Origin of the sequence: Tenacibaculum jejuense, from assembly GCF_900198195.1 — a bacterium.
GTDB lineage: Bacteria > Bacteroidota > Bacteroidia > Flavobacteriales > Flavobacteriaceae > Polaribacter > Polaribacter jejuensis.
In genome coordinates, this window is sequence record NZ_LT899436.1 from 2,151,744 (window position 1) to 2,177,197 (window position 25,454).

Here is a 25,454-nt window from a genome sequence, read left to right on the forward strand (position 1 = left end):
TTCAAGGGTAAAGTTACAATATTATTATTGCTTAAAAAGTGTCTTCCTCTCTTTTTTGCATAACAGCTCCAGCTATAGCAGAGATAATAAAACCAATAATTGCAGAACCAATTAAACTAAAAGCAGCTGTAATTCCAGGTGAAGAGAATTTTTTTGCCATTTCTTGACTAGCTTCAATTTGTTCTTCAGAATATCCTTGATCTACTAAACTTTGCATTTGAATTTCAGCCATTTGCTCCATGTAAGTAGGTTCTATAAAGCTTACAAATATATATTGATAAATAACACTTATTAGAGCTGAAAAAATAGCAATACCAACACCTACTTTAACTGCTTGACCAAAAGATAAAAAGCCATTATTACTAGTTTTAAACTTTTTTATTCCAAGTACAATAATCACTATTAAAAGTACTATTGCTATAACAGATAAAGACCAATGTGGTTTTAAATGATTACCTGTAGCATACATTATTAATCCTTGGAATACACTGATTATACCTAATATTCCACCATAATTAAGAATTATATTTTTACTACTTGCTTGATTTTCCATGTTTGTGAATGATTTGATTAGTTATTAATTTATAAAAATACTTAAAACATTTTATTAGTATTCAATGTTTTAAAAATGTTACAAAAAAAGATGTAATTTTTTTGTTTGTGATTCAAAAAAACATTGTAAATTTGCAGCCGGCAAGTTCTACACAACCAGCTCCCTTTGAATCCCCCAGGGCGGGAACGCAGCAAGGGTAATAGGTCGTAGCGGTGTGATGTAGGTAGCTTGCCTTTTTTTATTTCATCTATTTCTAGGATGATATTTTTCCACTACTTTTTGTAAATGACTTCTATCTAAATGCACGTAAATTTCTGTTGTAGTTATACTTTCGTGTCCTAATAATTGTTGTATTGCTCTCAAATCAACACCTTCTTTCAACAAATATGTTGCAAACGAATGGCGAAGTGTATGTGGACCTATATTTTTATTTAGGTTACTTTTCGCAGCTAAATCTTTTAAGACAATAAAAATCATTTGCCTTGTTAATTTTTTTCCTCTTCTATTTAAAAAGAGTGTATCTTCATCATCTTTTGTAGGTGTAATGTGATTTCTTGTATGCTCTATGTAAAAATTAATGAATTTGATTGTAATCGAATGAATAGGAACAAAACGATATTTATTTCCTTTACCTAGAACTTGTATATATCCTTCTTCAAAAAATAAATCTGATAATTTTAAGTTTATTACTTCACTAACACGCAAACCGCAACCATATATAGTTTCGATAATAGCTCTGTTTCGTTCACCCTGAGGATGGCTTAAATCTATGTGAGAAATTAACTTGGTAACTTCATCATCTGTTAGCACATCAGGTAATGTTCTAGATAATTTTGGAGATTCAATTAAATCTAAAGGATTATCTTCTCTATATCCTTCAAAAATTAAATAATCAAAAAAACTACGAAGTCCAGAAATAATTCTAGCCTGAGTTTTCGGATTTACAACTTTAGCAATTTCGTATATAAATTGTTGAATATCGTTTTTTTCAATAGTAATAGGAGTTCTAGTTATTTTAAATTCAATATTATAGTTATATAACTTATGAATATCTCTCACATAATTTTCAATTGAATTTTTTGAAAGTCCTCTTTCAATTTGAAGAAATGTCTTGTAATCTTTAATCTTTTTTAACCAATCCACTTAAATATACTTTTTAGAAAAAACTTTTTTATTTAGAAAATAGTCATACATTTGTCTCTGCAAACATATAATTATATCTAAAAATTTAAAATTATGAAAAAATTACTTTTAACAATTGCTGTGATTGCTTTCGGATTTGTAGCTAAAGCACAAGATGGACAGTTCAACGTAGGTGGTTACATCGGTTTACCAATAGGTGATGCTGGAGATGCTTATTCTTTTTCTTACGGAGCTGAAGTAAACTATTTATTTGAATTATCTGAGGAGTTTCAATTAGGTCCTTCATTATCTTATCAACAATATTTAGGTGATACTGTTGCTGGTTTTGAAATTCCTAGTGTTGCTTTTTTACCTATCGCTGCTGCTGCAAGATATAGTATTTCAGAAAAGTTTTCTGTAGGTGCTGATTTAGGTTTTGCTCTTGGTATAGACGAAGGTAATGACGGAGGTTTTTACTACAGACCAATGGTAGGTTATCAAGTATTTGATAAAGTTACTTTACAACTTTCTTACTCAGGAATTAGCGTAGAAGGAGCAACTGTTTCTAACATCGGTTTAGGAGCTGTATACTCATTCTAATCAAATTAAATTAAATAACTTTATATAAAATACTTATGAAAAAATTACTTTTAACAATTGCTGTAATTGCTTTCGGATTTGTAGCTAAAGCACAAGATGGTCAGTTTAACGCTGGAGTTAACTTAGGTTTACCAATTGGTGACGCTAGTGATGCAACTTCATTTGCTATAGGTGCTGAAGTTAACTATTTATTTTCTTTATCTGATGAATTTCAAGTAGGTCCATCTATTGGATTTTCTCACTACTTTGGAAAAGATTTAGGAGGAGGATTTGAAGTTTCAGACTTCTCTTTTATTCCTATCGCTGCTGCTGCAAGATATAGCGTTTCTGAGCAGTTCGTATTAGGTGCTGACTTAGGTTATGGTATCGGAGTTAGTCCTGAAGGTAACGACGGTGGTTTTTACTACAGACCTTTAGTAGGTTATAACGTAAGTGAAAACATTATGATTCAAGCTACTTACTCAGGAGTTAGTACTAACGGAGTTACTTTTGCTAACATCGGTTTAGGAGTAATGTTCGGTTTATAAGATTATAACTAATTACAATATAAAAAAAGAGGATAGAAGTTTCTATCCTCTTTTTGTTTTTTATAAATTTAGTAATGATGAAAAAAGTTTTAATAATAGTTTTAACGTTAGTTAGTTATTTGAATGGATATGCACAAAATGATTATGAGTATGGAATATTAGGAGGTTTTAATAATAGAAATGAACGTGTAGTTGCTAACGGTATAAGTGCTTCAGCAGGAGAAGGAGGAGTGTTTATAGGTTTATTTATAGACATGAAAATATCGGAAGCGATAAGTATTCAACCAGAAATTCAATATGTAGCAACTTTTATAGAAAACAATACAAGCAATTCAATAGTAATACCAATTGTAGGAAAATACCATTTTTCCGATAAATTCTCTATTCATGTTGGACCTGTTTTAGATATAATTTTAGATGGTACACCTCTTAACGAATTTGGTCTAGGTATAGCTATAGGTGCTGGATATGATATTACTGACGATTTGTTCATTACATCTAGATATTCTTTAGGATTAACCAACAGATTAAATACAGATTTTGCTACAAGTGGATTTTCAACTCAAATAGATTTTTTTCAAGTCGGTCTTGGTTATAGATTTTAATAGTTTATAGGTTTTAACTTTTTATTTTATATTCGCATTAAATACAAGAAATCATGAAAAAAATAGTATTGATAATAATTATAGCATTTTCATTTAAGTCTTTTTCACAGAGTAATGAGTTAAATGTGGGAGTAAATGGAGGAATTACTGTAGGAAATTTAGAGTCTGTTTCTTCTGGAGCATTTGGAGTTGATGCTAACTATTTATTTGAACTTTTTAACGGATTCAGTGCTGGTCCATCATTAAATTTTGTCTATTTCTTGACAGATGAAGTAAATGGTTTTAAACCAGACGCTTTTATGTATTTACCAATTGGTGCTGCTGTTAGATTTCAATCTCTTACCGATAGATTTTTTGTAGGAGCAGATTTTGGATTCGCCATCGGGATTTCTCCAGAAGGTGATAATGGAGGAATATTTTTTAAACCAATGGTTGGTTATGATATAACAGAAAGCATTAAAATAAATTTATTCTATTCTGGGATAAAGAAAAGACAACCTACTTATGGTTATGCTGGAATTGGGCTTATATTTGATGTCTTCGGAAGTTCTAATCAATATTCTTTTTAATTTTAAGAAATGAAATTAATTATTATAAATGGTCCTAATTTAAATCTTTTAGGAAAAAGAGAACCAACCATTTATGGAGATAGTTCTTTTGAATCTTATTTCGAAAATTTGAAATCTAGTTTTTCTGAAGTTACTCTTTCTTATTTTCAATCTAATGTAGAAGGAGAAATCATAAATAAACTTCATGAAGTAGGTTTTGAATATGATGGGATAATTTTAAATGCGGCAGCTTACACTCATACTTCTGTAGCTATAGGAGATGCAATCAAAGCAATAGAGACTCCTGTAGTAGAAGTTCATATTTCTAATACACACGCTCGTGAAGAGTTTCGTCATAAGAGTTTTATAGCCAAAAATGCCAAAGGTGTAATTTTAGGTTTTGGATTAGATAGCTATAAGTTAGCCATACAAAGCTTCATATAATTTTACTTAAATTTAATATTTCTACATTAAGTTTAAAATAAATAAAAGATAAGTCTAACAGTAACGTAAACTAGTTTTTTTCATTTAGTAAATCTAAATTTTAAAAAATGAAAAAAACTTTTTTAGGCTTATTAATCATATTTTCATCCTTTTATAGCTGTAGTGATGATAATAATTCAGTAGTAGATACATCTACAACAATTAGTTCTATTCGATTTATTGGAGAACAAATAATCCCAGATAATTTCGAATTTAATGGAAATATAGTTGGTGGACTTTCAAGTATCGATTATGCTAACAACAAATTTTATCTAATAAGTGATGCTCCAAATGCGCCAATACGAGTATATTCAGCAGATTTAAATTATACTGAAACTGAATTTACTTCAATAAATATTACTTCTGAAGTAGAATTATTAGACACTAATAATACATCTTTTATAAATCCAATAGATCCGGAAGCTTTGAGGATAGATACCGAATCTAGCAGTATGATCTGGTGTAGTGAAGGAAATATTAATAACGGTGAAAATCCTTTCATTAGAGAAGCTACTTTAAATGGAGATTTTAAAAGAGACTTTACAATTCCTAGTATTTTTGAAGCGAAATCAACAGATACAGAAGGACCTAGGCATAACGGTGTTTTTGAAAGTATTTCTTTAAGTGTAGATAAAAAAGGGTATTGGGTTGGAATGGAGTTACCTTTAAAAGAAGATGGTGTTGAACCAATTTTTGCTATGGATACAGATTCTCCAGTTCGAATATCTTATATCAATAAAAGTACAGGGAAATTTGAAAAACAATTTGCTTATGAGCTTGATAAAGTTTCAAGAGAAATAATAGGTTCTGGTTTTAACTTTACCGTAAATGGATTAGTTGAACTTTTAGAATACGATACGAACAAGTTTTTAGCATTAGAAAGATCATTTACTACGGGAGCAGATGATGGAGGAAATAATGTTAAAATTTATAAGGTAGATGCTTCTAATGCAACAGATGTTGCTAATTTTAAAGGCTTAAATGGAGCAAATTATGTAAAAGCTACAAAAACATTATTGTTTGATTTTGAGTCTATAAGAAATCAATTATCTAGTATTCCAGGAGGGAATAGTGCAAAAGTAGTTGATAATATTGAGGGAATTACTTTCGGACCACGTTTAGCTAACGGAAATTTATCTTTAGTACTTGTCGCAGATAACAACTTTAGTGCATTCGGAAAACAATTAAATCAGTTTGTTGTTTTTGAAGTTTTACCTTAACATTAGATTAAAATAGAATTCAATAAGGCTTGCTATTATCAGTTAAGCCTTATTTTTTTGAAATTTTATTAAGAATATATAACGTGCGACTAATAATAAAATTAACGGATACAATGGATAAGTAAATTTTTGAACACCAAAAAGATGAGATAATGGAATTAAAGCTAAAAAAACTAATAAAATAGTCAAATACTTATTTATCCATGGTTTAATTTCATCTTTAGTTATAAAAAAAGCTATGATTAAATTTGGAGCAAACGCCCAAAGAAAATTAAAATTATTTGGAGCTGTTGAATGATTTGTAAAAAACCATAAAAACACAATTAAAACACCTACAAGTCCAGTAATGAATAAAACTAAAAAATCTAATATTTTGGATCTCTTTCCTCTTTTTATATCATTATAACTGATGAAAAGAATGATAAAAAATAATACTGTAAAAACAAGGAAAGGACTTATACTATCAGCCTTTGATTTTTTTGTTTTAAAATCTAAAAGCGTTTTAGTATCTCTAATTAAAGTGGTGTTTTCGCCTTTTTTTACAATAGTTGATTTTTCAAAAATTGAAAATAGATATTCAGGAAGATACATATAACCTTCTACATCAGCAATTTTATCTAATTTACTTCCTAAAGCTATATTAATCCCAAAACTTCCCCAAGTATTTGGATTTATTTTTTCATTCATTAAATCTCTTAAAGATCTTTTTTGCTCTAAAATAGAGGTGTCAAAAGTAAGGTTATCTTTTAAAATGTCTTTCAGAATATCTTTTGGTCTTGTTGCACAGTTATCAAAAAAAGGATCATAAAAATAACTTGCATTTTCTGGTTTAGCGTTTGTTTCTAAAAATTTGAAGTATGCATTTTTCTGTTCTTGCGTTAAATTCAAAACCTGTTGTTTTACCCAACGTTTGTCTTTATTAGCAGATTTTAAAGAATAATGAAAAGGATATCTTTGTAATTTATACTTCATATACCCTCGAACAAAATTCACATAAAAATCTGGTCCATTAAAATCAAAAATTCCGTAATTATACAAAAGATCTATATTTAACATAGGATCTTTAACTCTTACAGCCGTATGACCAAATTTCTCATACAAATGATCACCTGGTCCAGAAGTAATAATACTAATTTCAGCATAAGCAGAAAGTTGTGCTATTTGAGAATAACTGAAAAAAATAGAAAATAAAAAACTTAAAGCAAGTAGTTTTTTCATCATGATTTATCGGTAAAAACTGTAGTCGAATTTAATAGAAAAAATATTAGAAAACAATGCATTTCCAACACTTCCAATATTCGTTAGGGCATAATCTACTTGAATCCCTTTATATTTAAATCCTAAACCAAAATTTGGTTGTACTGCAAGTGATTTATCTCCATTAAATTCTGTGGTATTTTGAAAATTACCAGCACCTAAACGTAGATATACAAGTTGATCATAATCGAGCTGAAAACCAAAAGCAGGGTCGATACTTAAAAATGAAGTTGAAATAATATCATTTGTTTCTGCAAACCTCATATTTAAATCTACTTCTGCCAGTAAATTAAAATAGCGACCAATTTTAAAATCTCTGGCTACACCAACTTGAAGTTTTGGCTTGGTAATTTCAGTAGATTCTGGTAATTCTTGATTTTGACCAGGTACTGCGTTTCTAATTTTTGCAAATTCATCTTCATCAATAGCCCAAGTATTAAATGTAGTTGTAATATCGCGTGCCATAGCTCCAAATCTCCAACCATTTTTTTCAAATTGAATTCCTAAATCGAAACCAAATCCCCAAGAAGTAGCAAAATCACCAATAATTCTTCTTACAATTTTTGCATTTCCTCCAATAGAAAAACCATCTAATAACATTTTTCTACCATAACTAATATTCAAAGCATAATCGGCAGCAGAGAAGAGGCTGACTCTATTAAAATCGATGTTACCATCGCTATCAATTAACTCTGTTGTGTTTAAAATATCATCAACTCCAAATCGAATTAAAGATAAACCAACTGCACTTTGTTTGTCGATTGGCATAGCAAAACCAGCATAATTATATGTTGCAATTCCAGCAAAATATGAAGCATGCATTAAAGTTCCCTGATAATCTTCAACGTTAACTAAACCTGCAGGATTCCAATATGTAGCATTTACATCATTAGTAGTGGCAACAACAGCTTTACTCATTCCCAATGCAGCTGCATCTACACCAATATTTAAAAATTCATTAGAGAAATTTCTAAATTGAGCTTGTGCCAATGTAGAAATTAAAAGAAAAATGTAAACTAATTTTGTTTTCAAATGATCAATTTAATAAGAACAAATATCCAAATTCCTTAGTAAATAACAGTAGTTTTTTAGAGTTATTGTTTGTTAAGCGTAGATATTTAGCTCATTTTGAATAAAATTAACAAATTGTTTTTCTATCCAATACGATTGATCGTTAAAAGATGAAACAAAACCTACATGACCACCATATTTAGGAGTTAATAAGAAGAAGTTTGAAGAATTTTCTGCCAACTCATAAGGATAACACTCTATAGATAAAAAAGAATCGTCTTTAGCGTTAATTAATAAAGTTTTATGCTCAATGTTTTTCAAGTAAGGCTTGCTACTTGCTTTTTCCCAATAATCTTCAGGGCTATCAAAACCAAAAACCGGAGCTGTATAAATTTCTTCAAAATCTCTAAAAGAAGAAGCTCTAGCAATTAATCTTTTATCAGGATTAAATTCATCAAACTTTTGAGCTTTTAAATTAACTTTTGCTTTTAAAGTTCTTAAAAACTCTTGCATGTATAATTTGTTTTTTAACTTACTTAATTCAGCCTGAGAACTCGTTAAATCGATTGGGACAGAAACAGCAATACCTCCTTTTACAACAGAAGGGATTTGATTTTCATATTCACCTAAGTATTTTAAAGTTAAGTTTCCTCCAAGACTAAAACCACTTAAAATGATATTTTGATAATCATAATTTTCCTCTACATATTTTAAAATAAAATGTACATCATCTGTTTTACCAGCATGATAAGTTTTTAAAATATTATTGTCTTCACCGCTGCAGCTTCTCAAATTTATACACATAACGTCGTAACCTAAATTATGCAGGTAATTTGCTGTAGATATCATATAACTTGATTGAGAACTACCTTCTAATCCATGAATTAAAACAATTAAAGAAAAAGAATTATTTGGGAGAAAATCTAAATCTATAAAATCATTATCCCAGGTATTTACTCTAACTCTTTTGTAATCAGGTTTATCTTTAGCAGTAAAAAATTTGTAAATGGTGTTTACATGAGGATTCTTAAAAGGAAAACTAGTAGTAAGCTGATTTTTAAGTAAAGGCATCTTTAAAACAATTTATTTTTTTGATTAAACAGTAAAAAAACAATCAATTTCATATTTTCGTAAAAATCATGAAAAAATATGAATATTAAAAAACACATTCCAAATATTATCACACTCGGCAATTTATTTTGTGGTACGGTAGCCGCAATTTTAGCTGTCCGAGGTTTTTTTTATGAAACAGCAATTTTTGTTGGAATTGGAATTGTTCTCGATTTCTTAGACGGTTTTGCTGCTAGATTGTTACAGGTTCAGGGAGAATTAGGGAAACAATTAGATAGTTTGGCAGATATGGTAACAAGTGGAGTAGTACCAGGAATAGTGATGTTACAGTTTATGGTTCATAGTGCTTATTACAGAGAATTTGGATTTTCTTCTTGGGACTCTGCTTTAGATATCGGACTAGGGTTAGATAATTTACTTTCTGTAGAATTATTAGGGTTATTACTAACACTTTTTGCGGGTTATCGATTAGCTAAATTTAATATTGATACAAGACAAACAGATAGTTTTATAGGTTTACCTACACCAGCAATGAATTTATTTGTGGTTTCTTTACCAATGATAGCTGGTTATACAAAATCAGAGTTTGTATTGAATATTATCCATAATCAGTTCTTTTTAATCGCGGTAACTCTAATTTTAAGTTTTTTAATGATTTCTGAACTTCCGTTATTTTCATTAAAATTTAAATCGGCTAAACTTAAAGATAATCTTTTAAAATATAGCTTTATACTAACTTCTGTTGTTCTGTTAATTTTATTGAAGTTTTTAGCTATTCCACTCATCATTATACTCTATATTTTATTATCTGTATTCAATACTGTAGTAATGAAACAAAAATAATTTGTAAGAGCTAACGAATATAAACTCATTACTGACACAAATAAAATTGAGATAACTTCTTTTCCTCTTTTTAATTATTTTCACTTGGCATTTTATTAATGTTGAAAAGCTTAACGATTAATGAGAGTATTTGAAAGAGATATGTCTGATAGTGAAGTTGAAAAAGTTTCTAAGGCTTATAGTAAAGAGTTGAACAGTGCTGTGTTTTGGAGTATTGTTTTTATTGCAGCGTTACTATTTTTTAATGCTCAAAATCCAGGTAAATCATTATATAAGTTAATTTTTAATATACCTGTGTTTCTGATGTTTTTAATGCAGTTGCGTAAAATTACAAATCTCTTATTTTTTGACGGATTCTATAAAGACTTAGAGCAAAAGAAAAAGATAATAGTTGCACTTACTGTTTCAAACAAGCAAGATGGATATGATACTTTTGATGGACCAAGTAGTAATCCAAGCATAAAATTTCAAAAGAATCCATATTTCAGAAGTATTGAGGTTTCAAATACTTCATATCAAAATATATCTATCCGTAATAAAGTTTATTTTGAGTTAAGTAAGCATGGTAAATGGATTGTAAATGTAAGATTAGGTACTAAGCAAATTGACTACAGAAATATCAGAAAAAGTAATTTTAAAAACAAAAATTAATAGCCATGAAAAGATCTCAAATCCTAATTTTATTTCTTTTCCCATTATTTGTTTTTACACAGCAAAATACAGCTTTGTTCAAGCTTACAAAGAACTCTTTTGATATTGATACATTACTACAGAAGGAGTTTGGAAAAAACAAGATGGAACAACTTAAAAAAATGTCATTAACAAGTCCAGCTATTTTAAGTATAAATAACGTATTGAGAAGTGATTACAAACAAAAAAGCGCAAAATTGCTAGGATTATGTGAATGTTACTTTATTGATGGAAAACTAGAGGTTATTAATGCTGTAGGTTTTAAAACAGCTATAGTGAGTTCTATCAAAGTAAACCTTTCTGAAAAAACTTTTGAATCGAATTTAAATTATAGAACAGACGGAATCGAAATGCATAAATTTAATCCTAGTGATGAGTTTATTAAGAACATTACGGTACCATTACAAACTTCAGAATTAGAATTTACAACAGATTCAAAATTTGAACATTTAGGTATCGTAAAAGGAAAATTGAAAGGGAAGACTGTTTTATTTTATGAGCAAGACAGCAGTCAAAAAGGCTATAGTGCTGTTCAGAATGAAATTATTTCAATTTTTGAATGCCAATTTAAAGATTACAATAAGTTAATCAAAGAAATGGAACAGAAACAAAAGTTGTTAGAAAAACAACATAAGAATTAAATACATTTAAAGTATAAAATTGACGAAAATGAAAAACATAAAATTATTTTTTTTATCATTTATTGTGTTGATTTATAATGTTTTTTCTCAAGAAAAAGACACATTATATTTTAATGCTAAATGGGAAAAAACGACCAAAAAAGATCATAAGTTTTACAGACCCTTACCGTTAAAGAAAGTTGATAGTCTTTCTTTTATTCAAGATTTTTACAGAAATGGTAATCTACAAATGCAAGGTTATGTATACACTAATCAACAAAATAAATACGTTGGAGATATATTTTGGTATACAAAAGAAGGCTACGATGCCTCTAATTCACAATACATAAACTCCACAAATCAGCCACTTACTTATTACCACAATAATGGAAAAGTTTGGAAAATTAATACGTATAAAAATGCTGTTAAGCACGGTAAAATAAAATTATATAATAATAGCGGGGTTGAAATTGGAAATGATCATTACAAAAATGGTTTGAAATTAAATGATACTATTCATAGATTCTCTAGAATATATTATTCTACAAATGGAAATAAAAAAATAGCATTCAATGCAAATGTGAAACGTGTCTTTAAATCGGTAAAAGCTATGTATTGGATGAATACAGGAAAGCTAGCAACCATTACTAATTATGATAAACATAACCACATATCTGAAGAGAAAATTTACGAAGAGAATGGTGATTTGCTAAAAACCTATACCGAAGACGATTTTTTGAAGAATGATTTTATTAATGGAAATTATTATGAAGCAAAAACAAATAATGGATTTGTTGTTGCTATAGATAGCAGTGAAACATACAGCTATAGAAATCAAATCGTAAAAATTAACGATATCAATTTAATTCATATTGAAGATCAGAATGTAGACTTTTACAAGAAAGCAGGCTCAAATGTTTATCAGAGTTTTTATTATGATATTTTGTATGACGATTATAATAATAAGACTGTTACAGCTTTTACAACAGATGGTTTTAGTACTAGGAAATATGTGTATGATAAAATTTTTGATAAAGATGATACTGTTATTACTATCAATCAAGTTAAGGAACAATCTGTTGAAGAATTGTTTCAATCGTTAAGAAATGTAGCTTGGGGAAGTAATTACATAGAAAAAAAGCGATATGCTAATGACAGTATTAAACATAAGACGAGTTTTAAATACTTTACAAATCAAATTTTTGCCTATGTAGATGAAGCTTTCGATACGAATAAACATGGTGGTTTTGGTTCCTTTTACACAGAAAAAGATGATGATAAAAAAAAGTGGCGTGTAGATGATCAAGAATTTTTCTCGACATATGTTTTTCTTTTAAATGAAAATAAGCCCATATTAGTATTAACGAAAGAAGATGATGTCGTTTACTGTATCATACCAACAAACAATGATAAGTTCGTAGTGAATTTTAAAGACAATAATGATAGTGTAATAAAAAAAATGAACTACGTTGATTTTAATAATTATACTCTAGAAATGCTCATGCGTTATCAAAATGCAAAAGAGTTTTATAATGTAAAAAAGAACAAACAAAAACAGTTTTTAACAAATACTTTTAATGAAATAATTTTAGAAAAAGGATATGATAGTATTCAATTAGCACAACAATACATTATAGCTAAAGACAATAATAAAATTGATGTTTATAACTTACAATTAAAAAAATTACCATTAAAAAACATTAGACAGGTTTATAATGATAGAGGGAATTTACAAGTATTAACAAGTAATGAAGTATACTATGTTGATGTTTTAGGAAATAAAACAAATAGAAATTCAATATCGTATTCTTTTTGTGGTACTGTTAGTTCAACAGATTTTTCAATTATGAAACATGATTCCAAAGCTTCTGTAAATGCAATTAAGATTCATTATGGAGGAATGGGAAGAGGATATAGTTATAATGAAATATTAGAAATTGATAATTTAGATACTTCATATGATTTGAAATTTTTAAATAATACAAAACAAGACGGATATGATGGAAATAGTGGTTTTGTAGATGGTTACGTGAATCGAACAAATATGCTAGTTGTATCAAAAAACAAAAAATTTGGATTGTATACTTTTACTACTGAAAACGTAAAGTTTAAAAGAAGAAAAAATAAAAATAAAAAGAAAACTGTAGATGAAAATGGAATTGAACTTCCAGAAATTATTGATATAAATGCTCCTGAATATGGAAAAACACAAGCAAAAGAGTTACTACCAGTCATGTATGATAGCATAACGTTACGAGAACCTTTAATTATCGTTGAAAAAGATAATTCTTATGGTATTTTTTCTTCCGAAATGTCTTTACAATATAAAATCTTAGGAAAAGTATATAATAACTTTATGTCCTATGAAAAGTTGAATGGTGAGAAAGGATGGATTGATGTAAGAACATTACAAGAGTTCCCTAATTTGTAAAACAAAGAGTAAATTGAAAAGGTCTAAAATAGTAAATTTAGATACTATTTTAGACCTAATTTTATTTAAAAAGTGGCTAAATAAGCTTTAGTATTTTCCTCTAAAACAGCTTCATCAGGATTAAACATAGCACCGTATAACCTGTGTAAATTAGTAAATTCAGCACCGCAAAATCTAAAAGTAAGAATAACATCATTTAAAAGATCTTCTAAAGGAATACCATTAGGAGCTTTATAATGTTCTTCACTACCGCCAGTTGAAATAGCTAATCCGATTTTTTTACCTTTAATTTTATCTCCACCTTCACCAAAGGCCCAACCGTAAGTAAATACTTCATCAATGTATTTCTTTAATGCATATGGTGTACTAAACCAATGTAAAGGAAATTGAAATATAATTTCATCAAATTTTTCTATCAATGACTGTTCATTAGCTACATTAAAGTTAAGTGATGGATAAACTTCATATATGGAATGAATGGTGTATGTGCTTGGATCATTTTTTAATTCATTGATCCATTTTTTGTTGACTTTCGAATCTTCAATATTAGGATGTGTAACAATAACTAATTTTTTCATTTTGTCTGTAATTAAATGTATTATGAATTAAAATTACTATTTTTGGTATATAAAGTATAGTAAGTAATTGTTAAATATTACTATACAAAAGTATAGTTAATTAAAATGAAATTTGTAACAACATATCCCAAAGTTAAAAAGTGCCAGGCTAGTTATGTTTTAGCCGTAAATGATACATTAAATGTACTCAATGGTAAATGGAAACTACCTATTATAGCTTCGTTGTTATATGGTAGAAAGCGTTTTAAAGATATACAAGCAAATATTGACAAGATTACTCCAAGAATGTTGTCAAAAGAGTTAAAAGATCTTGAAATGAATGGAATTGTGTTAAGAATTGTTCAAGATAGTCGTCCTGTTTTAATAGAATATGAGTTAACAGAATCAGGAAAAACCATAACAAAAGTGTTAGATAGTATGGTAGAGTGGGGATTAAAACACAGAGAACTAACTATTGGCTCGTAATTTTAATTTATATATTAAAGAAATTATAATATTAATAAAAGGAATTACAACTAATAGTGTTAAAAGAAGTAAAAAAGTTAGGATTAAAGTAACATTATAATCCTTGTAATTTCCATTCCAAAGATCATCTTTAGTTAGATTAGAATTATGATCTTGGTATAATACATAAGATATAAAAATCAATAGGATTATACTTGATATTATTTTTAAGATTAATCCTTTTTTAAATAGTTTTCCTTTGAACAAATCAATCAGATAATAGATTAAAAAGTTAAATAAATATAATACAAAAAATAAGAAAAAGATATGGTTGTAGGTAATCACTAAATAAGTATCATGAATGTTAATATCCATTACCAGATCTCTTAGATTTTTACCATTCTCAAGATCAAAATAACCACTAAAAATTAATGAAATTATTAAAGAGATTACTCCTAGAAGAATAAAAAAATAATATGGTTTTGAACGAAACATTTAAAATTTCTTCTTTTTAAGCTCAAAATCTTTACCTAAATATACTTTTCTAACCATTTCATCAGCAGCTAACTCTTCAGGAATACCTTCTTTCAAAATACCACCTTGATACATTAAATAAGATCGATCTGTAATTGCTAAAGTAGCCTGAACATCGTGATCTGTAATTAAAATACCTATATTTTTGTTTTTAAGTTTGGCTACAATTCCTTGAATATCTTCTACAGCAATAGGGTCTACACCAGCAAAAGGTTCATCTAACAAAATAAACTTGGGATCAGAAGCTAAACAACGTGCAATTTCGGTACGTCTTCTTTCTCCACCAGACAATAAATCACCTCTGTTTTTACGAACATGACCTAAACTAAACTCATCGATTAATTCTTCTAATCTTTGTTTGCGTTCTTCTTTGGTACGATCTGTAAATTCTAAAACGGATAGAATATTGTCTTCAACAGATAGCTTTCTAAAAACAGAAGCTTCTTGTGCTAAATATCCTATCCCTTTTTGAGCACGTTTGTACATAGCATCTTCAGTAATTCTTTCATCATCAAGGTAAATATTTCCGCCATTCGGCTTAATCATACCAACAATCATGTAGAAAGAAGTAGTTTTACCAGCTCCATTTGGTCCCAATAAACCTATAATTTCTCCTTGTTGTACTTCTAAAGAAATTCCTTTTACAACTTTACGACTACCGTAGATTTTCTGTATGTTATCTGCTCTTAAAATCATATAATAAAAGTACAATGTTACTATTTAATGAAAGCACATTGTATTAATTGATTGTTAAATTGAATTAATTTGGAGTTTCCTCTTCTAGAGCTTCCCAAAATTCTACAGCTCTTCTTAAATGAGGAATTACAATGGTTCCACCAACTAAAGTAGCAATAGACATAGTTTCCATCATTTCTTCTTTAGTAACTCCGCTTTTGTATGCAGTATCTAAATGATAAGCTATGCAATCATCACAACGTAAAACAGCAGAAGCTACTAATCCTAATAACTCTTTGGTTTTTACAGATAAATGACCTTCAGCATAAGCGTTAGTATCTAAATTAAAGATTCTTTTGATTACTTTATTATCACTTGATAGTATCTTTTCGTTCATTTTTGAGCGATACTCATTGAACTCTTGGACTTTTTTCGACATTTTTTTGTTGTTTTTTAATTACATATTTAGAAATGTAAATTCCGACTTGATATAAAAACATGATGGGCACAGCTACAATAATCTGACTTGCAACATCTGGAGGTGTTATTATTGCTGATAATATTAGTACAACAACCAATGCATGTTTTCTGTATTTTCTTAAAAATTCTGGAGTAACTAGACCTATTTTTGTTAGGAAGTAAATAATAATTGGAAGCTCAAAAAATATGGCAACTCCAATTAACGTATTCGTAATTAAACTAATATACGCGCCTAATTTAAAGCTTTTTACAATCGCATCACCAATAGAAAAATTGTAAAAGAAATACACAGACATTGGTAAGATGACATAATAACTAAAAAGAATTCCTGAAAAGAATAGGGAAGAAGCAGAAAAAATAAATCCTTTTGATCTTTTACGTTCACTTTCTAGTAAACCTGGCGCTATAAATCGCCATATTTCCCATAAAACGTAAGGAAAAGCTATAATAATTCCTAAAATTAAAGAAGACCAAATTGCTGTCATTAACTCTTCAGTAGGATTTAAAACCTGTAATTCTTTAGAAAATTCAATATTACAAAAGCTACTATCTATTCCTATTAAAGTAAATGCTTTGCAGAAAAATTGATAGGTTACAAAATCAGGTTTTAAATGCGCTAATAAAACCTCATCAAAAATTACTTTTATAAATGCAAAAGCTAAAATTGCTACAGAAAATATAGCAACTATACTTCGTATGATATGCCATCTTAATTCTTCAAGATGATCTAAAAACGACATTTCTTTTTCCTGTGCCATTAGAAAATTCCCTCTTTTAAAATATCATGTAAATGAACAACTCCTGCATATTCATCATCATCATTTACTACTAATATTTGTGTAATATTATTGTTCTCTAAAGTGTCTAAAGCATCAATTGCCATAGCATCAATATGAATGGTTTTAGGTTGCTTACTCATAATATCAACAGCAGTTAAATCATCTATTTTAGTAGTTTTATTTAACATTCTTCTAATATCACCATCAGTAATAATACCTTCTATTTTATTCTCAGTATTGATTACAGCAGTAACTCCTAGTCTTTTTTCAGATATTTCTACAATAACTTTAGAAACTTTGTCATTAGGAGTAACTTTTGGTAGTTCGTTATTTACAACCAAATCTGAAACTCTTAAATATAAACGTTTACCTAAAGCTCCACCTGGATGATATTTAGCAAAATCTTTGTTACTAAAACCTCTTAAATCAAGCAAACAAACAGCTAAAGCATCACCTAAAACAAGTTGAGCTGTTGTACTATTTGTTGGAGCTAAATTATTCGGGTCAGCTTCTCTTTCTACATAAGAATTTAAAACATAATCTGCATTTTTACCTAAAAAAGAATCCGCATTACCTGTTATGGCAATAATTTTATTGTTCGAATTTCTTATCAGAGGAACCAAAACTTTTATTTCTGGAGTATTACCACTTTTTGAAATACAAATCACCACATCTTCCGTTTGAATATTTCCTAAATCACCGTGAATTGCATCTGCAGCGTGCATAAATACTGCTGGTGTTCCTGTAGAATTTAGTGTGGCAACTATCTTATTTGCAATATTTGCACTTTTTCCAATTCCAGTAATAATTACTCTTCCTTTAGAATTTAATATGAAGTTAACTGCATTAGCAAAGGAATTGTCCAAAAAATTAGTTAAATTAGCTATACTATTGCTTTGAAGTTCAATAGATTCTTTAGCTTTAGCTAGTATTAAGTCTGTATTTTTCAAGTAAAACAGGTTTAATTTAGAGTGTAAAAATAGGAATATTTTAGCTAGAAAAACTTTCCTTTTAAAAGAAACTTTAAAGAACTTTAAGTAATTATTTTTGTGTATTAGTTTGAATTTTTAATTTTGGCTTTCTGGGAACATTATGAAAATGAATTTATACGATGCTTTAAAAAAGTTTTTTGGATTCAATCAATTCAAGGGACTTCAAGAAGATGTGGTAAAGAGCATACTGAACGACCAAAATACGTTTGTAATTATGCCAACAGGTGGTGGAAAATCACTTTGTTACCAATTACCAGCCTTAATGAAAGAAGGTACTGCAATAGTGGTTTCGCCACTAATTGCCTTAATGAAGAATCAAGTTGATGCTATTCGTGGAATCTCCGAAACTCACGGTATAGCACATGTATTGAACTCTTCGTTGAACAAATCTGAAGTCAATCAGGTGAAACAAGATATTATAAACGGAGTTACAAAACTTTTGTATGTAGCACCCGAATCTTTGATTAAAGAAGAATATGTAGATTTCTTAAAATCACAGAAAATATCTTTTGTAGCTATTGATGAGGCTCACTGTATTTCTGAATGGGGTCATGATTTTAGACCCGAATACAGAAATCTTAGAGCTATTATTAAACAGATAGACAACGTTCCTGTTATTGGTCTTACTGCAACAGCAACTGAAAAGGTACAAGAAGATATCTTAAAAACTTTAGGAATGACAGATGCTAACATTTATAAAGCATCCTTCAATAGAGCTAATTTATTTTATGAAGTTCGTCCTAAGACAAAAGATATTGAAAAGGATATCATTCGTTTTGTAAAACAGAAAGAAGGACAATCTGGTATTGTATATTGTTTAAGTAGAAAAAAAGTAGAAGAGATTGCTCAAGTTTTACAAGTAAATGGTATCAATGCTTTACCTTATCATGCAGGTTTTGATGCAAAAACCAGAGCAAAACATCAAGATATGTTCTTAATGGAAGATTGTGATGTAGTTGTTGCTACAATTGCATTTGGTATGGGAATAGACAAGCCAGATGTTCGTTTTGTAATTCACCATGATATTCCAAAAAGTTTAGAAAGTTATTACCAAGAAACAGGTAGAGCAGGAAGAGATGGAGGAGAAGGTCACTGTTTAACATTCTATTCTTATAAAGATATAGAAAAGTTAGAGAAGTTTATGGCGAATAAACCTGTTGCAGAGCAAGAGGTTGGTCATGCGTTGTTACAAGAAGTTGTTGGTTATGCAGAAACTTCAATGAATAGACGTAAATACTTGTTACATTATTTCGGGGAAGAGTTTGACGAAGTAAATGGTGAAGGTGCTGACATGGATGATAATATGAGAAATCCTAAAAAGAAGCATGAAGCACAAGAACAAGTTGGTACCGTTTTAAAAGTAGTGAAGAATACCAATGAAATGTATAAGGCTAAAGAAGTCGTAAATACAATTACAGGAAAAGAAAATGCCTTATTAAAATCTCATAAGACTACAGAGCAACCATTTTTTGGAATAGGTAAAGAGAAAGATGGTAATTATTGGATGGCTTTAATCCGACAAATGTTAGTTGCTGATCTTATTAAAAAGGAAATTGAGCAATATGGTGTTGTAAAGCTAACTAAAGCAGGAAAAGCATATTTAGAAAATCCATCTTCATTTATGATGACAGAAGATCATGTTTATCATAATACAGATGACGGATCTATTATTACAAATACCAAATCGAGTACTGTTGGATTAGACGACAAGCTTATTAGTATGCTTAAAGATTTAAGAAAACAAGTAGGTAAGAAACTAGGAGTTCCTCCTTTTGCTGTTTTCCAAGATCCTTCTATAAATGATATGGCTTTAAAATATCCTATAACTTTAGAAGAACTATCTACAGTTCATGGAGTAGGAGAAGGTAAAGCAAAAAAATATGGTAAAGATTTTATCGAACTAATAGGTCAATACGTCACTGACAATGATATTACGAGACCAGACGATTTAGTGGTAAAAAGTACAGGTGTAAATTCTGGTTTAAAGCTTTATATAATTCAAAATACCGATCGTAAATTACCTTTAGAGGATATTGCAAAATCGAAAGGTCTGGAAATGAATGAGCTGATTAAAGAAATGGAAGCCATTGTATTTTCTGGAACTAAATTGAATATTGATTATGCAATTGAAGATTTACTAGATGAAGATCAGCAAGAAGAAATACATGAGTATTTTATGGAAGCTGAAACAGATAAAATTCAAGATGCTTTAGATGAGTTTGATGGCGATTTTGACGATGAAGAATTACGTTTAATGAGAATAAAGTTTACTAGTGATGTAGCAAACTAAAATTTCATAAGTTTAATGAACGAAAGAGTTACAGCATATATTTTAACTTCAGAAAAATGGACGCAAGAATTAAATCTTTTGCGTTCTTTTTTATTAGAATTAAATCTAGAAGAAACTATCAAATGGAGAGCACCAGCGTATTTGTACAAAGGAAAAAATATTATTGGTATTGCTAGGTTTAAAAATTATTTCGGACTATGGTTTCATCAAGGAGTTTTTATTGATGACATACATAAAGTTTTAATGAATGCTCAAGAAGGAAAAACGAAAGCTATGCGACAATGGCGCTTTACTTCCGTAGAAGAATTAGATAAGGTGAAAATCGTAGATTATGCTTTACAAGCTATGAAGAATGTAGATCAAGGCAATGAACTTAAAGTAAAGAGAAATACAAAGCCTTTAGAGATTCCAGAGTTATTAGTGAATGAATTAAATAAGAGCGAAGATTTAATGACTAATTTTAAACGTTTTTCATTAAGTAAGCAAAGAGAGTTTACAGAATACATAAGTTCTGCTAAAAGAGAATCTACACAACTAAGTAGATTACAAAAAATAATTCCTATGATTATGAAAAACATAGGATTAAATGATAAATATAGAAAGTAAAATTATTTTAGAATTACTTTATCAATAGTTGCAGTACTATCGCAACGTATGACATATAAATCTAATTTTTCACTAGTTACATAATATTCAGCACAAGGTTTCAAACGAGCTTTACTTTTACCAAAATCAACATCTCCTGTTTTTAAAACTGTAGAAACTTGGGCAGTATCTATATTATTTAATTGCATTACAGATTTAGCACTATCTGAAAACAACCTTTTTTTAATTCTGATACTCTTTAAAGTTCTTGCATCCATTCCATAATCAAAGGAAACTTTTTTGTTTTTCCAAAAGAAAGAAACAGCTAAAGTACCCAAAGCCACGCCGACTAAATAAAAACCTATTCTTTTAAGTAATTGCATTATTAAAATTTACAGGTCAAAAATATTAATATATCAGGAGACGAAATAATTTTTTTGAACATATATTAAAAATTATTTTAAGGGTTTAAATTCAATAGAATCAAAATGTTAAGTGTAATGTTAGTTGTTTTTTTTCATTATTACAAGTGTTAATTTGAAAATTTTAGGTAGGGTAAATATTTTAATAGCTGTTTTAAATCCAAATTAAAACCACATAAATAATGAAATTAATGTCTATTAGTTTAAAAACAATCGCTCTACTATTAACATCTTTAATTGTACTTACTTCATGTAATGATGAGGATACAACTCCTATCGATGGAAATCAAAATCAAGCAGTATTTAATGAACTTATAGGAACTTGGTTAATACAAAAAAGTAGTATTAATGGAGTAGAAGTGAGTGCTGAATCATTTAATTGCTTAAAAACATCTGTAATCAAGTTTACAGATATGGATTATGAGTTAAATTATAATAAAAAAGGAACAGGATCTTTTTCTGCAGGCTGTGCTGTTACACAACAATTTTCAGGAACATATGAAGTGAATAAAGAAGGTGTTGTAGATTTAAATTCAAACAGAGGTTTAACTGCTGAGTTAAAAGAAGGAAAACTTATAGTTACGACTGTAGAAGGAAATACAAAACAAGAAGATATTTTTATTAATGAAAAAGATATAGTTACTTCTGTATTAGATACAGATGTTGCTGCTGGAGGAAATCCAACACCAGGAACATCTGTAGAAACTGAAGAGTTCAAAAAATTAAAAGAAAAATTACAAGGAAAGTGGGCATTAAATTCTTTCGAAATCAATGGAGAGTCTATTACATTAAGTTCATGTAGATCAGAATCTTTAATTGAGTTTAAAGAGAATAATAATGAGATTTTTATTCTTCAGAAAAAAGCAACTTTTACTCAAGGAGATTTAAATAAATATGGAATTGGTATTGGTGGTTCTGGCATACAAACTATAAAAGTTACGAAGGCTACTACTAATGGGGATAACAAAGATAAAGTAACTATTGATAGTAATGCTTCTTGTAAGTTTGTTAAGGAAAGTACAAGAATATTTGAGCATGTCTCAGACAATACTTTAAAAGTTAAGATGAGAAATATACAATTCAAATTAATTGATGCTTCTACAATAGAATTAACTTTTAAAAACACTTCTACTAATACAGAAGGGAAACAGATTTACAAGAAAATGTAATCTTTTTTAGTTGATAAGAAGAAGAAACCTTAAATATTTTAAGGTTTCTTCTAAATTACTAAAACATAAGTTTCAGTAATTCCCCCAACTTAATATTTTATAAAGGGATAAAGGCTTGAATTTTATAAAATTCATCAGCATTTAAATTGTCATTAGAAATATTTGGTCCGAATGCAAAACGAAACCAAACTCCATTATTAAGTGTTGCTTTTACATAGCCACCTAAGAACTGATATAAAGTTTTTGTATCTCCACTATCAACTCTAGTTTGTCCTAAATGCTCATAAAATCCTCCAAAAGAAAAAGAGTCACTCACTTTAAAACCAGGAATTACCCAGTTTAACATTAAATCTTGTGAGCTTCCTTCACCGCGTAAACTCATATAATACGCGTGATAGGTTTCAAATTCGAATCTTCCTGAATTATATACCGCAAAGAGACTAGGAATTAAACTTTCTGCAATTTTAGTTCCAGCGGTTTGAGATAATAACTTTCCATGTCCGAAACCTAAACTAGGATTTACAAACAGTTTACCATCTTTAGAAGTAAAACCTAAACCAACACCAGTTTCTAGAAATAAATCTTTTCCTTGATTTCCAAAAGAAGGATTTACCCAAAAAACACTATAAAAAGTTAATTTCGTTTTGGGTTTAAGTTCATATGAACCTAAGAATACATTATTGAATCCGGCTCCACTATTGTGAATAGGCATAATAGCAAAAGAAGTTTTCGATTTTTTTTCTTCTTCTTGAGCAAAAATGGAAGCGATTGATAAACAAAAAATTGTGATAAAAATGATTGATTTTTTCATGATAAATTGAGGTTAAATATTAATTAAAATTTGGAGTTCTTTTTTCTAAAAAGGCGCTCATGCCTTCAGTTTGATTTTGAGTATGAAATAAAGAATGAAACAGCTTTCTTTCGAATACAATTCCGTCTTTTAAACTACTCTCTAAAGCTTGATTTGTAGCTTCTTTTGCAGCTTTTAATGCTGTTTTAGAATATGAAGCAATTAAGTGTGCTTTTTTAATAATTTGCTTTGTAAAATTCTCTTTAGGCAGAACTTGAGTAATAAGTCCGATTTTCTCTGCTTCCTCGGCGTTAATTGTCTTTCCGGTTAAAATGATTTCCATGGCTTTAGATTTTCCAACAAGTTTTGTTAATCGTTGAGTTCCACCAATACCTGGAATAACCCCTAGTTTGATTTCAGGCTGACCAAATTGTGCATTTTCAGAAGCATAAATAATATCACACATCATGGCAAGTTCACATCCGCCACCAAAGGCATAACCATTTACCGCAGCGATTATAGGAGTTTTAATGCGTGAAAAAATTTCCCAATACCCAAAATAATCTTCATTAAACATTGCTGTGAAATCTTTTTCAGCCATTTCTTTAATGTCAGCTCCGGCACAAAAAGCTTTTTTATTTCCTGTGATTATGATACAGCCAATTTCTGGGGATTTATCATACTCTAATAATCCAGAAATTAGTTCATGCATAAGTTCTGAATTCAGTGCATTAAGTGCCTTAGGACGGTTTAATTTGGCAATAACGATCCTATCTATTTTTTCAAATAGTACATTCATAAGTAATAAGTTTTGTGATTGTTAAGAGTCCCAAATAGCTCCGTAAGCTGGAATTCCTCGGTATTCCATATTATGAACTACTTTTTGCGTTAAACTCTGATTAGAAATACAGATTACAGCTTCAGCATTAAAATCTTTATAAGCCTTATAAGCAAGTTTTACCAAATCAGGTTTTCCATGTTCATCTGTATTCCAAATAATAGCATTAGGTTGTACATTTTTAATCTCATTTACTAATGCTTCTCCGTATGTTTTTTCAGGAGATCGAGTAGACCAAATTAAAACGGAAGGAGTTTCATTAAGTAATAAATGTGGTAAACACGGACCAATACCGCTTCCTGTGGCAACCCAAATTACTTTTTTAAATAATTTATCTACATTTCCAACACCTGCTGTAGGAATTCCTTTCACCCAAATTTTATTAGGCTTTTCGGAAATAAATTTCCCAGTCCAATCTCCAGCTCTAGAAATAGTTAAACGAAAACCAGTTTTATCGGGAGCAGGAACATTTGCAAATGAATGCCATTCTAGTAGCGGATTTCTGCTCAATGCTGTAGATGAACCAGCAAAAGGTGTAACTCCGTAATCGAAACTAGTTAAGGCAACGTGATTAGAAGGACTATCGATATTGATATCTACTTTTTTCAATCGTAACCACGGAATTATTACACTTGCGGTTAGAACAATTAAAATCCAAAAATCTAATTTATTCCACAAAGGAATTGAAGGAGATTCTAGTCGTACAAATAATAACATTTGAACCCAGAATAATATTAAAACTGACCAACCACCAATTCTGTGAGTAATTTCGAACTGATTGTGATATTTGGCTCTCATTTTTGGCAAAGCCATAATTACAATAGTAACTAATAATACCAAGATGAGTGTGGTAATAATTACTATAGGATTATTGATTTGATATACATTGTTAGATAAACTCTTATAAATTCCCCAAACAAACACAAAGTACCATAAAGTTCCCATAGTTGCACTAGAGCTGTGTAAACCGCCAAAATGATATACTTTGGCACAGATTCTTCGAATAAATAAAGGCCAATGTTTTGGAACACTCGTTGCTATGGTGAATAAAAGATTTATTACATATTGTTGTCGAATTAATATTGCAAGTGTAAAATTGAAAAGAATTACTCTAGAAATCTTATAAATTGCTATGCTTTCTGGATTAAACCAATTCCATGAAGTTAATCCTTTGTAAAAAACGATACCGTTTATTAACGTGATTAAAATAAATAATCTTTTGTAGGGAATAAGCAAAGGATGTTTTCCTAATCGATATAGAAAACTCTTTTTAGGTGGTAAAATTATCGTATTCATG

29 protein-coding genes and 1 other RNA gene are annotated in these 25,454 nt (G+C 29.2%); 15 read left to right on the plus strand and 15 right to left on the minus strand.

Annotated elements, in window-relative coordinates; translation table 11 throughout:
- Nucleotides 1-31 precede the first annotated feature (31 nt).
- Entirely contained in the window at nt 32-553 is a 522-nt protein-coding gene (locus AQ1685_RS09595) for a DUF4199 domain-containing protein (protein WP_095071636.1), read from the minus strand.
- A 138-nt stretch (nt 554-691) separates the two neighbouring features.
- Between AQ1685_RS09595 and ffs the strand changes: the two genes are divergently transcribed.
- Nucleotides 692-790: signal recognition particle sRNA small type (gene ffs / locus AQ1685_RS09600), an RNA gene on the plus strand.
- Between the two features lie 6 nt (nt 791-796).
- On the opposite strand, the gene xerA is transcribed toward ffs, so the two are convergent.
- Nucleotides 797-1,696 carry a site-specific tyrosine recombinase/integron integrase gene (gene xerA, locus AQ1685_RS09605; protein ID WP_095071637.1) on the minus strand — a complete coding sequence of 300 codons (900 nt, stop codon included), beginning with the start codon at nt 1,694-1,696 and terminating at the stop codon, nt 797-799.
- Between the two features lie 93 nt (nt 1,697-1,789).
- On the opposite strand from xerA, the gene AQ1685_RS09610 reads away from it, so the two are divergent.
- From AQ1685_RS09610 to AQ1685_RS09635, 6 genes are all read left to right on the plus strand, one after another.
- Nucleotides 1,790-2,275: an outer membrane beta-barrel protein gene (locus AQ1685_RS09610; RefSeq protein ID WP_095071639.1), complete on the plus strand. Its 486-nt coding sequence runs from the start codon at nt 1,790-1,792 to the stop codon at nt 2,273-2,275.
- Between the two features lie 35 nt (nt 2,276-2,310).
- A complete protein-coding gene (locus tag AQ1685_RS09615) occupies nt 2,311-2,802 on the plus strand; it encodes an outer membrane beta-barrel protein (RefSeq protein ID WP_095071641.1) in 492 nt (163 codons plus the stop codon).
- 77 nt (nt 2,803-2,879) lie between these two features.
- Entirely contained in the window at nt 2,880-3,407 is a 528-nt protein-coding gene (locus tag AQ1685_RS09620; protein WP_157730172.1) for a porin family protein, read from the plus strand.
- A 53-nt stretch (nt 3,408-3,460) separates the two neighbouring features.
- Nucleotides 3,461-3,976: a hypothetical protein gene (locus AQ1685_RS09625; protein WP_095071645.1), complete on the plus strand. Its 516-nt coding sequence runs from the start codon at nt 3,461-3,463 to the stop codon at nt 3,974-3,976.
- A 9-nt stretch (nt 3,977-3,985) separates the two neighbouring features.
- On the plus strand, nt 3,986-4,399 hold the full coding sequence (aroQ, locus tag AQ1685_RS09630; protein WP_095071647.1) for a type II 3-dehydroquinate dehydratase: 414 nt from the start codon (nt 3,986-3,988) through the stop codon (nt 4,397-4,399).
- Nucleotides 4,400-4,506: 107 nt separating this feature from the next.
- On the plus strand, nt 4,507-5,658 hold the full coding sequence (locus tag AQ1685_RS09635) for an esterase-like activity of phytase family protein (RefSeq protein WP_095071649.1): 1,152 nt from the start codon (nt 4,507-4,509) through the stop codon (nt 5,656-5,658).
- Nucleotides 5,659-5,700: 42 nt separating this feature from the next.
- Here AQ1685_RS09635 and AQ1685_RS09640 read toward each other — a convergent pair whose 3' ends face one another.
- From AQ1685_RS09640 to AQ1685_RS09650, 3 genes are all read right to left on the minus strand, one after another.
- Nucleotides 5,701-6,876, minus strand: coding sequence for a lipoprotein N-acyltransferase Lnb domain-containing protein (locus AQ1685_RS09640; protein WP_095075046.1), 1,176 nt, complete (start codon nt 6,874-6,876; stop codon nt 5,701-5,703).
- A gap of 6 nt (nt 6,877-6,882) precedes the next feature.
- Complete coding sequence (locus AQ1685_RS09645; RefSeq protein ID WP_231970350.1) at nt 6,883-7,947, minus strand: putative type IX sorting system protein PorV2; 1,065 nt, start codon at nt 7,945-7,947, stop codon at nt 6,883-6,885.
- 72 nt (nt 7,948-8,019) lie between these two features.
- The gene (locus tag AQ1685_RS09650; RefSeq protein WP_095071653.1) at nt 8,020-8,997 is read right to left on the minus strand and encodes a YheT family hydrolase; all 978 of its coding nucleotides are present in this window, start codon (nt 8,995-8,997) and stop codon (nt 8,020-8,022) included.
- 78 nt (nt 8,998-9,075) lie between these two features.
- On the opposite strand from AQ1685_RS09650, the gene AQ1685_RS09655 reads away from it, so the two are divergent.
- The 4 genes from AQ1685_RS09655 to AQ1685_RS09670 all read left to right on the plus strand — a co-directional run bounded on the left by AQ1685_RS09655 (nt 9,076) and on the right by AQ1685_RS09670 (nt 13,581).
- Nucleotides 9,076-9,840 carry a CDP-alcohol phosphatidyltransferase family protein gene (locus AQ1685_RS09655; RefSeq protein ID WP_173862353.1) on the plus strand — a complete coding sequence of 255 codons (765 nt, stop codon included), beginning with the start codon at nt 9,076-9,078 and terminating at the stop codon, nt 9,838-9,840.
- A 120-nt stretch (nt 9,841-9,960) separates the two neighbouring features.
- On the plus strand, nt 9,961-10,491 hold the full coding sequence (locus tag AQ1685_RS09660; protein WP_095071655.1) for a hypothetical protein: 531 nt from the start codon (nt 9,961-9,963) through the stop codon (nt 10,489-10,491).
- 5 nt (nt 10,492-10,496) lie between these two features.
- Nucleotides 10,497-11,171, plus strand: a complete 675-nt coding sequence (locus tag AQ1685_RS09665) for a hypothetical protein (RefSeq protein ID WP_095071657.1) — start codon at nt 10,497-10,499, stop codon at nt 11,169-11,171.
- Between the two features lie 28 nt (nt 11,172-11,199).
- On the plus strand, nt 11,200-13,581 hold the full coding sequence (locus AQ1685_RS09670) for a toxin-antitoxin system YwqK family antitoxin (RefSeq protein WP_095071659.1): 2,382 nt from the start codon (nt 11,200-11,202) through the stop codon (nt 13,579-13,581).
- A 65-nt stretch (nt 13,582-13,646) separates the two neighbouring features.
- Here the strand turns inward: AQ1685_RS09670 and AQ1685_RS09675 are convergent, their stop codons facing one another.
- Nucleotides 13,647-14,159, minus strand: coding sequence for an NAD(P)H-dependent oxidoreductase (locus AQ1685_RS09675; protein ID WP_095071661.1), 513 nt, complete (start codon nt 14,157-14,159; stop codon nt 13,647-13,649).
- Between the two features lie 105 nt (nt 14,160-14,264).
- On the opposite strand from AQ1685_RS09675, the gene AQ1685_RS09680 reads away from it, so the two are divergent.
- Nucleotides 14,265-14,624, plus strand: coding sequence for a winged helix-turn-helix transcriptional regulator (locus tag AQ1685_RS09680; protein ID WP_095071663.1), 360 nt, complete (start codon nt 14,265-14,267; stop codon nt 14,622-14,624).
- Here the strand turns inward: AQ1685_RS09680 and AQ1685_RS09685 are convergent.
- The 5 genes from AQ1685_RS09685 to AQ1685_RS09705 form a co-directional block, all read right to left on the minus strand.
- The gene (locus AQ1685_RS09685; protein ID WP_095071665.1) at nt 14,607-15,098 is read right to left on the minus strand and encodes a hypothetical protein; all 492 of its coding nucleotides are present in this window, start codon (nt 15,096-15,098) and stop codon (nt 14,607-14,609) included. The two genes, AQ1685_RS09680 and AQ1685_RS09685, sit on opposite strands and share 18 nt — an antisense overlap.
- Nucleotides 15,099-15,833 carry an LPS export ABC transporter ATP-binding protein gene (lptB, locus tag AQ1685_RS09690; protein ID WP_095071666.1) on the minus strand — a complete coding sequence of 245 codons (735 nt, stop codon included), beginning with the start codon at nt 15,831-15,833 and terminating at the stop codon, nt 15,099-15,101. It lies immediately after the preceding gene.
- 64 nt (nt 15,834-15,897) lie between these two features.
- Nucleotides 15,898-16,251: a carboxymuconolactone decarboxylase family protein gene (locus AQ1685_RS09695; protein ID WP_095071668.1), complete on the minus strand. Its 354-nt coding sequence runs from the start codon at nt 16,249-16,251 to the stop codon at nt 15,898-15,900.
- Complete coding sequence (tatC, locus tag AQ1685_RS09700) at nt 16,223-17,050, minus strand: twin-arginine translocase subunit TatC (RefSeq protein ID WP_095071670.1); 828 nt, start codon at nt 17,048-17,050, stop codon at nt 16,223-16,225. Before tatC ends, AQ1685_RS09695 begins: the two co-directional genes overlap by 29 nt.
- Entirely contained in the window at nt 17,050-18,021 is a 972-nt protein-coding gene (locus tag AQ1685_RS09705) for a KpsF/GutQ family sugar-phosphate isomerase (RefSeq protein ID WP_095071671.1), read from the minus strand. The genes tatC and AQ1685_RS09705 overlap by 1 nt, the downstream gene beginning before the upstream one ends.
- A 148-nt stretch (nt 18,022-18,169) precedes the next feature.
- Between AQ1685_RS09705 and recQ the strand changes: the two genes are divergently transcribed.
- Together recQ and AQ1685_RS09715 are read left to right on the plus strand one after the other, a co-directional pair.
- The gene (gene recQ / locus AQ1685_RS09710) at nt 18,170-20,353 is read left to right on the plus strand and encodes a DNA helicase RecQ (RefSeq protein ID WP_095075048.1); all 2,184 of its coding nucleotides are present in this window, start codon (nt 18,170-18,172) and stop codon (nt 20,351-20,353) included.
- A gap of 15 nt (nt 20,354-20,368) precedes the next feature.
- Entirely contained in the window at nt 20,369-20,959 is a 591-nt protein-coding gene (locus tag AQ1685_RS09715; protein ID WP_095071673.1) for a YdeI/OmpD-associated family protein, read from the plus strand.
- A 2-nt stretch (nt 20,960-20,961) separates the two neighbouring features.
- Here the strand turns inward: AQ1685_RS09715 and AQ1685_RS09720 are convergent, their stop codons facing one another.
- Nucleotides 20,962-21,321: a DUF4258 domain-containing protein gene (locus tag AQ1685_RS09720; protein ID WP_095071675.1), complete on the minus strand. Its 360-nt coding sequence runs from the start codon at nt 21,319-21,321 to the stop codon at nt 20,962-20,964.
- 221 nt (nt 21,322-21,542) lie between these two features.
- On the opposite strand from AQ1685_RS09720, the gene AQ1685_RS09725 reads away from it, so the two are divergent.
- Nucleotides 21,543-22,529: a hypothetical protein gene (locus AQ1685_RS09725; RefSeq protein WP_095071677.1), complete on the plus strand. Its 987-nt coding sequence runs from the start codon at nt 21,543-21,545 to the stop codon at nt 22,527-22,529.
- A 97-nt stretch (nt 22,530-22,626) separates the two neighbouring features.
- Here the strand turns inward: AQ1685_RS09725 and AQ1685_RS09730 are convergent, their stop codons facing one another.
- The 3 genes from AQ1685_RS09730 to AQ1685_RS09740 are packed head-to-tail and all read right to left on the minus strand — an operon-like array spanning nt 22,627 to nt 25,453.
- Nucleotides 22,627-23,340, minus strand: coding sequence for a DUF6733 family protein (locus AQ1685_RS09730; protein WP_095071679.1), 714 nt, complete (start codon nt 23,338-23,340; stop codon nt 22,627-22,629).
- A gap of 19 nt (nt 23,341-23,359) precedes the next feature.
- Nucleotides 23,360-24,118, minus strand: a complete 759-nt coding sequence (locus AQ1685_RS09735; protein ID WP_095071681.1) for an enoyl-CoA hydratase-related protein — start codon at nt 24,116-24,118, stop codon at nt 23,360-23,362.
- Nucleotides 24,119-24,139: 21 nt separating this feature from the next.
- Nucleotides 24,140-25,453: a ferredoxin reductase domain-containing protein gene (locus AQ1685_RS09740; protein ID WP_095071682.1), complete on the minus strand. Its 1,314-nt coding sequence runs from the start codon at nt 25,451-25,453 to the stop codon at nt 24,140-24,142.
- Nucleotide 25,454: the final 1 nt, after the last annotated feature.